The organism is Chryseobacterium soli, assembly GCF_000737705.1.
GTDB lineage: Bacteria > Bacteroidota > Bacteroidia > Flavobacteriales > Weeksellaceae > Chryseobacterium > Chryseobacterium soli.
In genome coordinates this window covers 116,757-132,437 of the sequence record NZ_JPRH01000008.1, presented here as the reverse complement: position 1 = coordinate 132,437, position 15,681 = coordinate 116,757, and the positions used below count along the sequence as shown (strand labels likewise).

Here is a 15,681-nt window from a genome sequence, read left to right as displayed (position 1 = left end):
TATGGAAAAGCTAAAAAATCTAAGAAAACAGAGAGGTTATACACAGGACTATATGTCCAAAATTATTGCTACCGACGTATCCAACTATAGCCGTAAAGAAAATGGGGAAGTAAGAATATTTGAGGACGAATGGGAAAAACTGGCGAAAGCATTGGATGTTCCGGTAGAACAGATTAAAGAAGAAAAAACGGCATCAGTAGTACAGAATAATGATAACTTTACAGATCATGCTGTTGGTATAAACTATAATTACTACAACGTTCCCAATCAGGTAATGGATAACCTACAGGATTATATTAAAATACTGAAAGAACAGATAGAATCCCTGAAACAGGAAGTAAAAACCCTTAAATCTAAAAAATAATCTGTCTTTTTCTTCTGGAAAATCAGATCATACCATACAGAATACAGCTTCGATGAGGCTGTATTTTTTATTGAAGCTAGGACAGACTACATCAATGTAAGTTTTCCAGGAACGGTAGCTTCTCTCTTCCAGCCGCATAACATTAATTTTCTTAACCCCCAACGTAGGTTACATAGATATCAGGAAGCTATTCTTTCCCAGGTTTCATTTTCTTCTCTGGATTTCATGAATTTTTTCATTAAAAAAGCACAATAATAAAACCCCATTATTCAGTTTTTATTATTTGATGAATGAGTCTCTGAAAACTTATAACTGTTTATTTTTAAATGCTTTATACTTCCTATATTTGATGTAGTTAAACATCAAATACACAAATCATGGCACTAGACAATTTAATCAGCGTAAGCTTTACAAACGCAGAACTGGAAACCATTGATAAGGCAATTCAGGACATCCAAGCCGCCCTTGCGGGAAAAACCATCAACCTCACCCCAGATCTGAGGCAGCAATATGGAAGGATTGCCGAGCAGAACAAACTCTTTGTGAACAAGGCCAAAATCTATATGGAACAGTATCCCCAGCACGTTCCCGGTTTTCTTGATAAACCTGAGTTCGACAGGGATTATGCCGCCAGGGAACAGATCGAGCAGAGGCTTCAGCTCCTTGACTCCATCGTAGAACAACTTGGTGATACCAAAGTATTGCTGGATCATGATAACTACCATAATTCGATCAGCTTTTACCGGAATATAAAATTTCTTTCCGGGGAGAATGTACCCGGTACCAATGTGATCTATGAAGATATGAAGCAGTTTTTTGTAGCAGCGACTCAACCAACCGATGTCCCTCCTCAATCTACAGATACTGACAGTAAATAGAAATAATACTGAAAAAATAATTGAATAAAAAAAGCACGTGAAAACGTGCTTTTTTTATAAATATACCTTTAGACTCTTCTATAGTCCCTTCAGGGATACTGGAAGAGCCTGTATGTATTTATATAAGTGTCTGCATGCGCTTTACAAGACTCCGGAGACCGTTTTACAACCGTCTTTACCCCTTACCCAAGGGGGTAAAGATACTTCAGTAAGTAGTGAAAGGCTCTTTAGAAAAGCCTGGAGAGGCTTATGCAAATACCGGGAGACCCTTTGGAATAGCCTACAGCTATTCCTGAGCCTTTTAAGGGGTGCTTTTTGAAATTTTATTGTCACTTTCAAAAACCTTATATTCGTATCGATAAAATTCACAACATGAAAAAAATAATATTCCTTGCCTCAGCGGTTTTTGTATTACACTCTTGCGTGGTTTCCACCGCTGCCAAAGTAGTTAAAGGTGCCGTCAACGTAAGTTATAAAGCGGTAAAAGGAACGGTGAACGGAATCAGCTGGGCGGTAAGCAAAGCCAAGGGAAAAATAGATGAAGACCGTGTGGACGGGACCTGGAAAGTAGTGGGCGCGTACAAAGGCTCTTTTGAAGACTTTACCAATGACCAGAATCCTGAAAGTTCATTTACTTCGGACTGTACGGAAGGTTTTGATCAGATCATTTTCAAAGCTAAAAAATCCAAATTCAAACCCGTACACTGCAGTTCTGAAAAAGAAGATTGGGTAAAATACTCTATGGAATTCGGAAAAAATCCTGTTACCAAAGAAAAGGAAAACTATATAGAATATAATTCCAACAATTATATTTCAGTGATTGATGTCAATAATAAGACCATGGTGCTGGAAGGAAACCTGATGCCTAAACTGGCATTTTCAGGGGCTAAATTGTATCTTTTGGAAAAAGTAAAGTAATTTTAGATCAAATGGTTTTGTTTTTCAGTTCCTTATATTTGGAACGGCCTACCGGAAGCAGATCCCCTGTTTTAAGCAGTGCGCTGTATCGGGTACCCGGATTGACGAGTATCTTTTCTATCTGCTGGAAACTGACCAGATATGATTTATGAATACGTTCAAACTGATTGGGAAGCAGCTGCTGTAAAAGTTCAAGGGATTTATCATGAAGTTCCTGCTGTCCATTGTTCAGATGCAGCTCCGTATAGATTCCCGCTCCCTTGATGTACAGGATCTCAGCAATATTGATCAGGCGTACCTGTCCGGCTCTTTTTACCGCCAGGTATTTAATACCTTCGTCGGGTTTTTGTGCAGGGCTCACAAACCTGGTCAAAGCTTTGAAAAGTCTGTCCTGATCGAAAGGCTTGGGAACAAAATCAAGAACTCCGTAGGCAAAAGCATTAATCGCCTTATCCGTGTTCGCTGACACAATAATGGTATGAAAAGAAGAAGCTACCATCTGTTCCAATACCTCAAATCCATTGTCACCATTAAGATTAAGGTCTAACAGCAATACATCCGGGGGCTGGCTGGTAATTTGATCAAGCCCCTTTTGCAGCGAATCGCAGACTGTAATATCTACAGCTTTATCAGCGAAAAATTCTGCGGTCATGCGCTGAAGACGGCGGGCAATTCTGGCTTCGTCTTCTATAATCAGTATATTCATTATCGTATAATTTGAATTGTTGATTTCCATCCCTTTTCTGTAGAGCCCGAATGGAATCTCCAGTTTTGCCCATAACTCTCGGTCAGACGTGCTTTGATATATTTAAATCCATTGCCACCAGCCCTGTCTGTTATGATCTGCCGGTTCATGGCGATGGTTTCAAACACATATTCATGAAACTCTTTTGATAAAGAATAAGACAGCACAAATGTAACTGTATTGCCTGCCAGAGGTTCACTATGGGTAATGCCGTTTTCCAGCAAGGTGTGAATAATTGCTGGAGGTATCAGCTGTGTTTGATCGATTCCGTTTTCTTCCCAAAGATAATTGATTTCCTTCCGGAAGCCCATCACAGCTACATGCTGCCTGCAGAGTTCCAGCTCCTTTGAGATGGGAATCAGGGTCTGCTCTGAGATCTCATTCATAATATCAAATTCGGCTGCCAATGCCTGTATAAAACGGGCGCCTTCCTTCGGCGATTCCTCTACCCAATCCATCATCGAGGTCAGGGTATTCCTTAAAAAATGAGGTTGTATATTCTTTTTAAGCAGTTCGAGCTGCAGTCTTGAGGAAAGCAAAACGGCATTCTGATGCTCAGCCTCAATGATACTCGTACGGATCGAGTGCAGATACAGCATGCACAGTACGATAATGGTAAAACTGATGAACAGACCATAATCATAGACCATAAACCGGTTTACCAAAGCGCTGATTAAAAGACCTGCCAGAACAATAAAGCCGCCTTTCTCCTTTTGAAAGATACCATTCACAACCACAATAAGAGAAGCTACCAGCATCGCAAGACTGTAGAGCCGTGCCGTAAGGTCATAATGTCCGAAATTGAATTCATAAAACAAAAGGAGCGTCATCAGGAGTGCAGCCATTAGCCATTTCCCTTTCTTAAAATTAAACTGAATGATGAAATACCAGGGAACCAGAAGGGCATTCGCAAAGGTAAGCCAGCCGATCACCTCCAGCCGTATGAAAAACTGAGAATAGGGAATTACCACATGAAACTTCAGATATTCCATGATCAGTAAAGCAAAAAAAAGAAAACATATCGTAGCGAAGATGAGGATATCCCGCTGCCTGCGTTTGCTGTTCAGATACAGGAAAAAATAATAGATAGATGCAATGAGGAAAGCTCCGGCCATCAGATTCATGTAGGCCATGGTGATCAGCGGTCTGGTTATTAATCTTGGATAATGATCTATCGTAAATCCGATGCTTCGCTGCATATCAGGAAATAAGCTTTGTGAGCTGCGCATCGCAACCGTATGAAGGCCGGGTGAAATCAGATGATCCGGAATTCTGTAATAAGTGCTTTCAGTTCCCGGGATTTCCGGGTTGCCGTTTTTCGGAAGCTGTCCATTTCTGCCGATCAGGACACCATCCCAATACACCTCAAATGCACCGAAGGATTCAATTTGCAGTCCTAATGGCGGCAGGTCATTTTCTACCGGGCGAAGGTCGAGATGGGTTCGCGACCAGAATATCCTGTCTGAGGTATTTCCTCTGCTTGGTGACCAGTCTTTATCATTATAGTTTTTGGCGGCCCAGGCTGCATTATCACCGGTTTTATAAACAGGTAACGGGTCTTCATTACGGATAACAGGCGTAGTCAGTAAAGAGAGAAACACAAATAGAAACAGGATATGATGCATGACGTAAATATACAAGGTAATTTGGATAATCTGACAGCCGTTTGAAAGGCGGTAGAGCTGTTCAAATGTTTTTACAGGAGAGGATTCGGTTCGTGATTTATTTTTACACCATGAAACAAATAGTCCTTATATTTCTGCTCTTCATCACGGCAAACTATTCCTTTGCTCAGAAAGGGCAAATCACCGGTATTCTTCATGAAAAACCGGCCACTCCTGTGCCTTATGTGACAGTAACACTTACAGAAAGTGCGGATAAAATGGTTGCTGCCGGTATTTCCGATAACAAGGGAGTGTTCCGGCTGGAAAGCATTCCGGCAGGGAAGTATACGATCACTTATCACCTTATGGGTTTTCAAACCATCAGCCAGCCTATACAGATACAGCCTGATGCCATGGTCAATGTTGGAACTCTCATTCTTGAACCCGATACAAAATTATTGCAGGAAGTATCTTTAACTTCCCAACGTTCATCCGTGAGTCTGAAAATTGATAAAAAGGTTTTTGAAGTGGGGAAGGATGTGCTTTCACAGTCGGGAGCAGTCACGAATCTGCTTAATATTGTTCCTTCGGTGAGTGTAAGTCCGGGCGGCGCCATCAGTCTGCGCGGTAACAGCAATGTGCTGGTATTGATCGACGGTCGCCGTACCGGATTGACGCAGGGAAATGCATTGGAGCAGGTTCCCGCCGATCAGGTGGAACGCGTTGAAGTCATTACGAATCCTTCCTCCAGATTTGATGCAGCCGGTTCAGCAGGAATCATTAATATCATCCTTAAAAAGAATAAGAAAGGAGGATTTAGCGGACAGCTGCGTCTGGTGGGCGGAACGCCCAATGAATCACGGATAAGTCCCAGCCTGAATTATAAATCAAATAAAATTAACCTCTTTGCTACCTATGGCCTCCGGTTATCGGATTATGTGGGGCTATACACGATGCAGCAGTCTACCGGGCTTTCAGGTACACCGGTTTATCTGGACCAGCGACAGGATGAAAACCGTCATGATAATGCCCAGTTATTATATGTGGGAGCAGATTTTCAGATCAATGACCGGAATTCAATTACCGCAGCTTTTATGCGAAACTCCACCCATGACCATGACAAGACCCGGTTGAATTATCTGTATTCGGGAAAGTCCGGCGCTATTGACAGCAGTCTCAGCCGTAATGGAGAATCATGGGAAAAACGGAGCTATAATCAGATTGAATTTAATTATACCAGGAAATTCAAAAGGCCGGATAAGAAGTTTACAGTAGACATGCAGTATGATTTTTGGGATAGTGACAAGGAATGGAATCTCTCTACAGGCAGGATTTTACCTCTAGCCAGCACTTTACCAATGATAAGAACGGGATCTGTTGGCAGCAGCAAGGACCTGATGATGAAAGCGGATATGGTACAGCCGCTGGACAGCCTCTCTACGCTGGAATTCGGTTTGAAAATGGAAGACCGCAGGGTAAACAGTGATTTTATTGCAGAGCAGCAGAATACCGAAGGGTGGGAAGTTATAGACCAGATTGACAATCATTTGCTCTATAAAGAACTGATTGGAAGCGCTTATGTGCAGTTTTCCGGTAAGAAGGGTCATTTTAGTTACCAGGCCGGCCTGCGCAGCGAACTGACCCATATCGGAATTGAAGACCGTGCTGGAAGCTATACCAATGAAAAAAATTATAGCCGTCTGTTCCCAACCGTAAACATCAGTTACCGGTTCAAAGAAAACGGAACTTTACAGGGCAGTTACAGCAAACGGATCAACAGGCCAAGCCTGGGAATGATTTATCCGTTCAACGAGCTGACGGATCTGACTACCCGGTATGTAGGTAATCCGGATCTTAATCCATCATATGCCCATGTATTTGAAGTGGCTTTTCTTAAAAACTGGAAAACCCTTACTTTAAATCCGTCTTTCTATTATCAGCATAACGCTGGAGTTATCGAAGATTTCACTTTTCAGGATGCAGCGGGTCTCTTTATTACCATGCCGGTCAATATCCATAAGGAAACACGTCAGGGTTTTGAACTTTCGGTACTCTATAATCCTGTCAAATGGCTGCAGGTAAATACCGAGCTTAATGTATTTCACTATGCCGAACAGGGGAGCTATCAAAACCAAAGCTTTGATTATTCCGGCAATACCCTTACTGCCCGTTTAAGTACCCAACTGAAACTGAAGGATAAGCTCGCTTTCCAGATGCTTTATAATTTCAGAGGGGCCAACGCTACGGCCCAAACCCGTGCTGATGCACTGCATAGTATTGATTTCGGATGCAGTAAGACTTTTTTAAAGGACAAAGCAACCGTTTCTTTTGATGTAAGCAACCTTTTTGACCTGCGAAAACTAAAAAGCACAACCCGGGGAGCTGATTATGCAATCAGCCAGACGAGTATTCCTAATGCTGCCCGATATCGTCTGACACTGGTATACAGACTAAATCTGAAGGACACTCAGAATGTACGGCAGGCTAAAAGCGGAAATCGTAATTAAGGTGCTATTTTGTACGCTACTATTCTGCTCAAAAAAAGAATACGCTTTCAGTTCTAAAGAAACCAGAGTCGAAAAGCTCTGGTTTTTCATTTCATTCCCTAATGTCTCTATCTCATTTTAAAGGGAAATTCCAATAAAATGGATTTTCAATAGAATATTTTTTCGAAAATATGGTCTTTTAAAGAAAAATGACACGGTTTTTGCATTTCAGGAACATGCAATGGTATGTAGCACATAGTTGCTATGTCTACAAATGGTATACTTTAACAAACATTGTAGTGTACCCTCAATAAATTTTTGTTCTTTTGCAAAATAGTTTTAATTTTTAAATAATTACATGTCGAAGTTCGATGAAATCAGGCCTTTTTATGATCATGAAGTGAATGAAGCATTACGTGGTGTAGCCCGTGATCCTATGATGAAAGCACTGATGAATTTTACTTTTCCTGATGTTGATAAACAGGTTTGGAGGAAACAGTTTAAAAATATACACTCTGTAAGCGATTTTCAACACAATTTCATAGCCCATACCGTCCGCCAGATTCTTGAAAAGAGTTCTGAAGGATTAACGACTTCGGGATTTGATCAGCTGGATAAAAATACGCCCTACCTTTTTATCTCCAATCACAGGGATATTGTTTTAGATACCTCTCTGCTCAACCTGGTGTTGCTGGAAGGAGGATTTATCATGACTTCTTCTGCAATCGGGGATAATCTTGTTCAGAAAACATTTTTACATGTATTGGCAAAGCTGAACCGTAACTTTTTAGTTCAGAGAGGACTGCCGATCCGTGAACAGCTGCAAAGTTCTCAGATCATGTCTGAATACATAAAAGAGCTTTTACACGACAAAAAACGTTCTGTATGGATTGCACAGCGTGAAGGACGGACTAAAGACGGAAATGATGCTACCCAGCAGGGAGTGTTAAAAATGCTTGCTATGGCGGCCGGTGATCTGGCACTGACGGATTATTTTAAAACATTGAAGATCGTTCCGATATCCATTTCCTATGAATATGACCCTACGGATTCCTTAAAAATGCCGCAGCTTCTGGCGAAGCACAGAGATGAGGAATATATAAAAGGGGAGAATGAGGATTTTACGACCATGCTGAGTGGTGTACTGGGACAAAAGAAAAGGATTCATCTGCATGCCGGGAACGTAATTGATACGGAACTCGATACGATTGCTGAACAATTCGAAAATAAGAATAAGCAGTTGCAGGCAATCGCGAAGATCATCGATGATTCTATCATACAGAACTATAAACTTTGGCCTACGAAATATATTGCTTACGATTTGCTTCATCATACGGATACATATGCTGCACATTATACGGAAAAAGAAAAACAGCTGTTTGTAAGAAGGCTTGAAATGCGTATTGATCCCAATGATGCTGTTTCCAAAGATTATTTCCTGTCGATGTACGCCAATCCTCTGATTAATAAAATGAAGTCTCAGGAAATTTTCCGGTAGAATAAAAGTATCCGGATCAATTAGATATTGTAAATATTCACCCTGATAACAGGATGAATATTTTTATTTTTCCTCTTCATCTTTTCTGAAACTCACAACTTCATACTCGTCATCGGTGCAAAATTCTTTGCAGCTTGCATCATTAAATGCTTCCGGATCTTTCAGGAATGCTTTAATGTACTTTTGGCTTTCGTCGGTATTTGCAGGGCTTATAATAAGATGGTAACTTTTTAATACGGATTCATCTGCTTTTTCAAGGGCTTCTTTTTTATGCTGAACGGCTTCACTATATTTCATAGGGCAAATATTTGGGTGAGTGGTTATTATGAAAAAATTCTCCCCGGTGAAGAGGAGAATTTTGTATGTAGAATACGTAATTTTATTTCTTAAGAGCTTTGCTGTTAAGGGTGATATCCGCTACTTTTGTTAATAGTTGATCGCATACTTTCTCTTCATGTAAAGTTGCTAAAAGGTTTTTAAGGCAGGTTTTTTCTTTAAGGATTTTAGCAAAGGCTGCCAATGTACCATAAGTAGCGATCTCATAATGTTCCACTTTCTGAGCAGCAGCTATGATTCCAGAATCTCTTACAGGTCCCGGTTCTGTCTCTTCCATGATGCTTTTTCCTTCATCCAGTAATCCCTGCATGGCATCACATTTTTTAGCTTGTGGTTTTTTGCCCATTGAAGCAAAACATTCCTCCAATCTTTTTACATGCACATGAGTTTCCGCTAGGTGAAGCTCAATAGCAGACTGTAATTTTTTATCTGTTGCATTTTTATACATTTTCGGAAGAGCTTTCGTAAGCGCTTTTTCAGCCCAATAAATGTCTTTTAAGGAATCTTCAAACAAATCTTTTAATTCTTTAGCCGCATTTTTTTTAGCAGGAATTTTTGCCTGCGTCTTTGATGGTGCTTTTGAAGTGGCCTTTGCCGGCGCTTTTGAAGCAGCCGTTTTTGATGTTGTTGCTTTCGGAGTTGCCGTTTTTTTAACTGTTACTTTCTTAGCTTTCGTTTTAGTTTCCATAATGGTATAATTTAGTGATTAATTGTAGCGTAATTCTGTATCCGTTGCAATTATGAGACCAAATTAGAATATTATTTTCATTAAAAATAACCGTTGCTATTGTATTATTTGTTAAATAATGTGATCTTGTTAAAAATGGAAAGAATGTGCAGGTGTTGTAACGAAAAGAGTCAGAAGGGGATACTTTATTGACCTACATCAATTTTCAATTCTTTTAAACGTTGTATATTTGGACATCCAAATGAAAATTAAGATCTGGATCTTATCAGTCATTAACAATAAAATAATAATAATGAGAAAAATCAGTGTTATCGCTCTGGCAGCTGCAGGTTTATTCCTGACATCGTGTGGAGACAAATCTAAGACAGCTTCTACAGCTACAGAACAAAAGGTTGCAGAGAAAAAAGGAGATGTATTTGCTGTAGACGCAGCTACATCAACCGTAAATTGGAAAGCCTTTCATAAAGGAGGTTTTGCTCCTCGTTGGGGAACCCTTGCGATTAGTTCCGGGGAATTATCATTGGCTGACGGTCAGTTGAGTTCCGGAGAATTCGTAATTGATATGAAATCAATTAAAGTAGATCCTGCTTCTGTTACAGAAAAAGACAAAAAGTATACTGAGCTGGAAACCCATTTGAAAAGCGCCGATTTCTTCAATGTTGAAAAAAATCCAACAGCAGAATTCAAAATCACTAAAGTTTCAGATCTTGCAGCAGGAGCTGAAGGAGCTGTTGCGGGGGCTAATAAAACCGTAAGCGGAAACCTTACGTTACAAGGAAAAACGCTTAACGTAACTTTCCCGGCTAAAGTAGATACGGCAGACAAGAAAGTTTCTTTACTGGCTAAATTTACAGTAAACCGTACTGACTGGGGAATCAAATTCGGAACAACAGAGTCTGATCCTGCAGAATGGATGATCAGCAAAGATATCGAGATCGGTATTGATGTGAAAGCCAATCAGAAATAAGACCATCACGGTTAAAAAATAAAGAAGACATCTGCCTGGCAGGTGTCTTTTTTTATCGGTACAGATCAATGTCAATGTAATGAAACCTTCTTTAAAATTTCATCTCTAAAACACTATTCAGGAATGAGAATATTGCCTGGATATCAGATTCAAAATAAATGATTATTGTATACTCAAATTTTGTAATAAGGCGGACATCAGTCCGCCTTTTTTCTATAGTATGTACATTGGATTTTCAAGCCAAAGTATAAATTAATGTTTGTGATTTTTAAAATTAATCACGTGGCCAGTAATCAGTCCGGCTGCTCCCAGATAAATTAAAGGGATATGAACTTCAAATATAAGATCTGCCAATACAGAAACTGAAATAAGCAATAAAGAAGTCCAGAATAGAAACTGTAGTTTGCGGTTTTTTATCGTTTTGGTAACGCTGTAGACTACAACAGCACCAATAAGAAGGAAAGCTAAGTCGATATAAAGATTGTGCGAAATACCCAATGGAATAATTAGCAACAGCGGGAATACAATACAATGAATAAGGCATAAAACAGCAGCTGAAATTCCTACTGCGTCAAGAATTTTTGATTTCATAAAATAGAAGATTTAAATTTCTTATTGTAACTTTGTTGCAAAAGTAGAAATAAAAACCCTAATAAAGCAACTCTGTTGCATTAAAAAATGAAACAAGTTAGAAATACCCAGGCAAAAACTGAGATATTGAACCTGATCAATGCCTCAGAAACAGCGTTGTCTCATTATACCATTCAGGAAAAAGTAGGGGATCTTTGTAACAGGGTGACGATCTACAGAATTTTGGACCGTCTGGAAGAAGAAGGCAAAATCCATAAAATTGTCAATGTAAATGGAGTGGTTAACTATGCAAAATGCAGTCAATGCAAAGAAGAAAGCCATTCGCATGACCACGTCCATTTCAACTGTGAAAAATGCCTGTCGGTAATCTGTCTGGAAAATGTAGTTCCCAAGATTTCACTTTCCGACCATTTTGTGGCGCATACCTATAATTTTGTGATCAGCGGGATTTGTCCTAAATGTTGTGGTTCATAAAAATGTATTCAAGACGGTAAAGTATGATCTGTATCCATATAAAATAATAAACCTGTATCTGTATTTAAAAAAAGGAAGTATATATTTTTGTATCTATCCAATGAAAATCAAAAATCAGTGTGATAACTAACTAGTTTTTACAATACATATCTGTTGCTATCATTGATTTTTTTGGAAATGCATTGGAGAATTAAACATGAAGAAAACGATTATTCTCGTACCTTTATTATTCATTAACCTTTTAATTAATGCCCAACAGAAAATGAAAAATGCATTGCCTTTCACCCCATCTCTACAAGTTGATAACCTGTTATTTATTTCAGGCCAGGTCGGTGTCAACCCTGAAACTTCAACACTAGCCAATGAAAATTTTGATGCTGAAGTGAAGCAGGTTATGGAGAATCTTAAAACACAGCTGCAAACCCATGGATTGACTCTGGAAGATTTGGTAAGTACTACCATTTATCTGAAAGATATGAAGAATTATGCAGCCCTTAACGAACGTTACAGCAGTTATTTTGAACATAAATATCCTACCAGAACCTGTATTGCTGTGTTGGATCTGCCTGCCAATGCTTCTGTAGAAATTTCAGGAATCGCCCATTTCAAAACCAAAGAATAAACGTATGAATATCGATTTATCCCATAAAAAAGCATTGATTGGTGGAAGTACCCAGGGACTTGGGAAAGCTATTGCTATGCAGATGGCGTCATGTGGTGCATCCGTTACTTTAATGGCACGCAATGAAGAGAAACTGAAAGAAGTGCTTTCGGAGCTTTCAACATCTTCCGGTCAGCAGCATCAGTATCTGGTGGTAGATTTTTATGAATTCGAGGATTGTAAATTAAAAGTCACCGAATATTTTAAACACCATACCGTTGATATTCTGGTGAATAATACCAATGGACCGAAAGCAGGAACCATTGATCAAAAAACGCTGGAAGATTTTAATGAAGCGTACCGTCTTTTGTTTGAAACCAATTGTTTTATCACGTTAAAAGCCATTGAAAGCATGAAGCAAAACCGTTTTGGCCGGATTATCAATGTTTCATCAATGACTGTAAAAGAACCGAACCTGAATCTTGTCCTGTCAAATACGATGAGAACAGCCTGGCTGAGTTTTAACAAAAGTCTTTCCGTTGAAGTAGGATCTTATGGTATCACCGTGAATTCTATTCTGACCGGATTGTTCGATACTGCCAGAATCAAAAGCCTGAATGCCCACAGAGCTGAGCAGTCCCAAAAAAGTATCGCTGAAATTGAAGAAAAGCAGGTGGAGGATATTCCGGTAAAACGTTTAGGAAAACCCGAAGAATACGGCTATCTGGCTGCCTTTTTAGCTTCTGATTTCGCCGCTTATCTCACCGGAGCCAGTATTCCGCTGGATGGAGGCAGTTACAAAGGGCTCTATTAACATAAAAGAGTGTAGAACGCTCTATTTTAAAACAAACCAAAACAGCATGAAGACGAGAACAGTATATCAGATCGATTCCTTTACGAAAGAAAAATTCAAAGGAAATCCTGCGGGAGTGGTCATCAATGCAGACGGATTATCTCCGGATGAAATGCAGTTGATTGCAAGAGAGCTGAACAACTCGGAAACAGCCTTTTTATTCCATCCCACGGAAGAAGGATACGATGCGGAAGTCCGTTATTTTACTCCGACAACGGAAGTTCCGATCTGCGGACATGCTACCATTGCTGCTGTCTATGCAAAAGCGTTAGAATCCAAAATGGATTCCTGTGTGTTCAGAATTAAAACCAAAATCGGGATTCTTCCCATAGAAATCATACAACAAGACGGCGATTATCAGATTATCATGACGCAGGGGAAATTTGACCTTAGCCCGGCTTTTGATACCGAAACGAGCCAGATATTGCTTAAAGCGCTGGGGCTGGAGCGTACTGATCTGGATGAAAGATGTCCCATCCAAATCGCGTCAACAGGACATTCAAAAGTAATGATTGGAATCAGGAGCAGGAAAAAACTTAATAAACTAAGTCCGAATCAAATGGAATTAGCTCTATTGAGCGAACGTATCAGCTGCAACGGCTATTTTGTCTTTACGTTAGATTCAGGCGAAGAAGAAACGCTTACGTATGGAAGAATGTTTGCACCAGCAATAGGCATCACTGAAGATCCTGTAACGGGTAATGCGAACGGTCCTTTGGGAGGCTATCTGGTTCAGAATAGGGTTGTCAGCTTTGAGGATAATTATGTTGAATTTAATGCCAAACAGGGCGAAAAAATAAACCGCCTTGGAACGATCAACGTCAGTGTAACCAGTGAAAATAATATCCCGAAAGAGATTAAAATTAAAGGAAATGCGGTGGTGATTTTCAAGACTGAGTTGAGTTTGTAATCGTTAAATGTTTTAAACGCAAAGACGCAATCTTTTTCTGATTCGGATGCAATTAAGACGCAAGGATTTTATCTTCGATAAAATTGATAAATTTAATAATTACTGAAATATTTAATACTTCCCAAAGCGACCTAGGAAGCTGGAGCGTTAAGAAAATGAATGCTGTGAACGTTAAGAAAATTCTAGTGTTTGAAGCGCGACAACATTATGGAACCGAAGAACACACATTGCATTCGCGCAAGTTTTAGAATTTTTAGAGAACAGCATTTATTTTTAGCGGAAGCTTCCCAGTCTTGAACTTTTGATTCTTTTGTTTCAAGACAAAAGAATGATAAATGTTTTTAATAATATAATTGAATTTGAAATGATTAAATGAGAGAAACTACCTCAGAATTAAAAGAATTTTTCAGGCTAAAAAAATGGTTAAAAATAACTTTTGAAAAACCGAGAATTTAGCTTGGGACTATAATAGTCATATTAATAAAAAACGGCTGAAAGATTCCTCCTTCAGCCGTATCAATGAAAATATATATCAAGATTTAATCTCTGATTACCATTTTTTTAGAATCAATTGTTTTTCCGTTGGCGGTCATTTTATAAATATAGGTGCCTGATTGCAGATCTGAGCTTGAAAGAGTAACTGCACTATTGCCCTTCTCACGTAAGGGAAGGGATTTAACCAGCTGTCCGGATATGCTGTACACTTCAATGGAGGCAGCTTTTACCTCTTTGGGAAGATAATAGCGGATGCTCGTTTCAGTTTTTGTGGGATTGGGTACATTTTGAGATAGGGACGGAACATCAGATGATGACGTTATTGTTGATGAACCACTTCTGTTCAATAGCAATTGTTTCAGCTCTTCTACGGTGTTTTCAAGGGTTTTAATGCGGTCTTCAAGTTGCAGGACCATTTCATCATTATTGGCAGATCTGCTTAGCGGCGTACTGGAAACCATAACGTTTCCGTTGGTGTCTACCACTAATCCACGGCCTGTTCCTGTGGGAAGCCCCTGTAAACGTACCGTTCCTACCGTGTGGAAATTAGCCGTAGGGCTGGTGGTACGGATTCCAACGCTCTGATCTTTGATCAGCATCGTTGAGGTGGCAGACAAGCCCAGCATAATAGATAACGGAATCGTGTTCGTTAATTTTGCACCTCCTGTTCCGGATCCAATGACAAAAGAACGGTTTCCGGTGGCGGCAAGATCAATTCCAAATCCTCCGGAATAGAAATCACCCAGGTCAATTCCAACGCCCAGTGCAAATTGATTCGCATTTCTGATAGTATTTTTCCAGCCTAAGGCTACAGATTTGCTGGCTCCATTCAGGATGGTATTGGCCTGTCCGGCAACAATATTGGCTCCTCCAGCATTGGTGAGGTCATTTTCCCAGCCACTGACCAGTGAACTCGCGGCCTGCCCGCCAAGGATATTGGAAATTCCATTGATGATGCTCCCTTTTGCTTTGGAAATGTTGGTGTTATTGGTAGTTTCAACGATAAAAGAGCCGGCTTCGTTCAGAAGGGCCTGGTTGGGATTGGCAGAAGCTCCGTTTACTCTTAAATAAAGAGCATTTCCATCGATTGTACCTACATAATTTGTGTTGTTGATTCCCGGGTTTCCGTTTACATCCCATTGCTGGGCATTGATAATTCCGGTTAAAAATACCATAGCTGCTACTATACTAGTTTTCATGGGAGATAATTGTGTTCTCATAAGTTTTTGTTTTGATGGTTATTAGAATGAAATTAGTTTTCACTAAAATAGGA

Annotated in this window: 16 protein-coding genes; 10 read left to right on the top strand and 6 right to left on the bottom strand. The window is 39.8% G+C overall.

The window, feature by feature from the left end; translation table 11 throughout:
* Position 1: 1 nt before the first annotated feature.
* The 3 genes from IW15_RS16920 to IW15_RS16910 all read left to right on the top strand — a co-directional run bounded on the left by IW15_RS16920 (position 2) and on the right by IW15_RS16910 (position 2,160).
* Positions 2–364, top strand: coding sequence for a helix-turn-helix domain-containing protein (locus IW15_RS16920; RefSeq protein WP_034713788.1), 363 nt, complete (start codon positions 2–4; stop codon positions 362–364).
* Between the two features lie 377 nt (positions 365–741).
* A complete protein-coding gene (locus tag IW15_RS16915) occupies positions 742–1,242 on the top strand; it encodes a hypothetical protein (RefSeq protein WP_034713786.1) in 501 nt (166 codons plus the stop codon).
* Positions 1,243–1,614: 372 nt separating this feature from the next.
* Entirely contained in the window at positions 1,615–2,160 is a 546-nt protein-coding gene (locus IW15_RS16910; RefSeq protein WP_034713784.1) for a hypothetical protein, read from the top strand.
* Between the two features lie 7 nt (positions 2,161–2,167).
* Here the strand turns inward: IW15_RS16910 and IW15_RS16905 are convergent, their stop codons facing one another.
* Both IW15_RS16905 and IW15_RS16900 read right to left on the bottom strand, forming a co-directional pair.
* A complete protein-coding gene (locus IW15_RS16905) occupies positions 2,168–2,866 on the bottom strand; it encodes a LytR/AlgR family response regulator transcription factor (RefSeq protein WP_034714095.1) in 699 nt (232 codons plus the stop codon).
* Entirely contained in the window at positions 2,866–4,530 is a 1,665-nt protein-coding gene (locus tag IW15_RS16900) for a histidine kinase (protein ID WP_228384390.1), read from the bottom strand. The genes IW15_RS16905 and IW15_RS16900 overlap by 1 nt, the downstream gene beginning before the upstream one ends.
* A 110-nt stretch (positions 4,531–4,640) precedes the next feature.
* Here IW15_RS16900 and IW15_RS16895 point away from each other — a divergent pair, with 110 nt between their 5' ends.
* Both IW15_RS16895 and IW15_RS16890 read left to right on the top strand, forming a co-directional pair.
* On the top strand, positions 4,641–7,016 hold the full coding sequence (locus IW15_RS16895) for a TonB-dependent receptor domain-containing protein (RefSeq protein ID WP_034713781.1): 2,376 nt from the start codon (positions 4,641–4,643) through the stop codon (positions 7,014–7,016).
* Between the two features lie 337 nt (positions 7,017–7,353).
* The gene (locus IW15_RS16890) at positions 7,354–8,493 is read left to right on the top strand and encodes a 1-acyl-sn-glycerol-3-phosphate acyltransferase (protein WP_034713779.1); all 1,140 of its coding nucleotides are present in this window, start codon (positions 7,354–7,356) and stop codon (positions 8,491–8,493) included.
* A 63-nt stretch (positions 8,494–8,556) separates the two neighbouring features.
* On the opposite strand, the gene IW15_RS16885 is transcribed toward IW15_RS16890, so the two are convergent.
* Positions 8,557–8,790: a hypothetical protein gene (locus IW15_RS16885; RefSeq protein WP_034713778.1), complete on the bottom strand. Its 234-nt coding sequence runs from the start codon at positions 8,788–8,790 to the stop codon at positions 8,557–8,559.
* An 82-nt stretch (positions 8,791–8,872) separates the two neighbouring features.
* Entirely contained in the window at positions 8,873–9,517 is a 645-nt protein-coding gene (locus IW15_RS16880; protein ID WP_034713777.1) for a YciE/YciF ferroxidase family protein, read from the bottom strand.
* 292 nt (positions 9,518–9,809) lie between these two features.
* Here IW15_RS16880 and IW15_RS16875 point away from each other — a divergent pair, with 292 nt between their 5' ends.
* A complete protein-coding gene (locus tag IW15_RS16875; protein ID WP_034714093.1) occupies positions 9,810–10,484 on the top strand; it encodes a YceI family protein in 675 nt (224 codons plus the stop codon).
* Between the two features lie 252 nt (positions 10,485–10,736).
* Here IW15_RS16875 and IW15_RS16870 read toward each other — a convergent pair whose 3' ends face one another.
* Entirely contained in the window at positions 10,737–11,075 is a 339-nt protein-coding gene (locus tag IW15_RS16870) for a MerC domain-containing protein (protein ID WP_034713776.1), read from the bottom strand.
* A gap of 87 nt (positions 11,076–11,162) precedes the next feature.
* Between IW15_RS16870 and IW15_RS16865 the strand changes: the two genes are divergently transcribed.
* The 4 genes from IW15_RS16865 (at position 11,163) to IW15_RS16850 (ending at position 13,913) form a co-directional block, all read left to right on the top strand.
* Complete coding sequence (locus IW15_RS16865) at positions 11,163–11,549, top strand: Fur family transcriptional regulator (protein ID WP_034713775.1); 387 nt, start codon at positions 11,163–11,165, stop codon at positions 11,547–11,549.
* A gap of 196 nt (positions 11,550–11,745) precedes the next feature.
* Positions 11,746–12,171, top strand: a complete 426-nt coding sequence (locus IW15_RS16860) for a RidA family protein (RefSeq protein WP_051882141.1) — start codon at positions 11,746–11,748, stop codon at positions 12,169–12,171.
* Positions 12,172–12,175: 4 nt separating this feature from the next.
* Complete coding sequence (locus IW15_RS16855; RefSeq protein ID WP_034713774.1) at positions 12,176–12,964, top strand: SDR family oxidoreductase; 789 nt, start codon at positions 12,176–12,178, stop codon at positions 12,962–12,964.
* A 46-nt stretch (positions 12,965–13,010) separates the two neighbouring features.
* Positions 13,011–13,913, top strand: a complete 903-nt coding sequence (locus IW15_RS16850) for a PhzF family isomerase (RefSeq protein ID WP_034713772.1) — start codon at positions 13,011–13,013, stop codon at positions 13,911–13,913.
* A gap of 539 nt (positions 13,914–14,452) precedes the next feature.
* Here the strand turns inward: IW15_RS16850 and IW15_RS16845 are convergent.
* Complete coding sequence (locus IW15_RS16845) at positions 14,453–15,607, bottom strand: T9SS type A sorting domain-containing protein (protein WP_165585217.1); 1,155 nt, start codon at positions 15,605–15,607, stop codon at positions 14,453–14,455.
* Positions 15,608–15,681 lie beyond the last annotated feature (74 nt).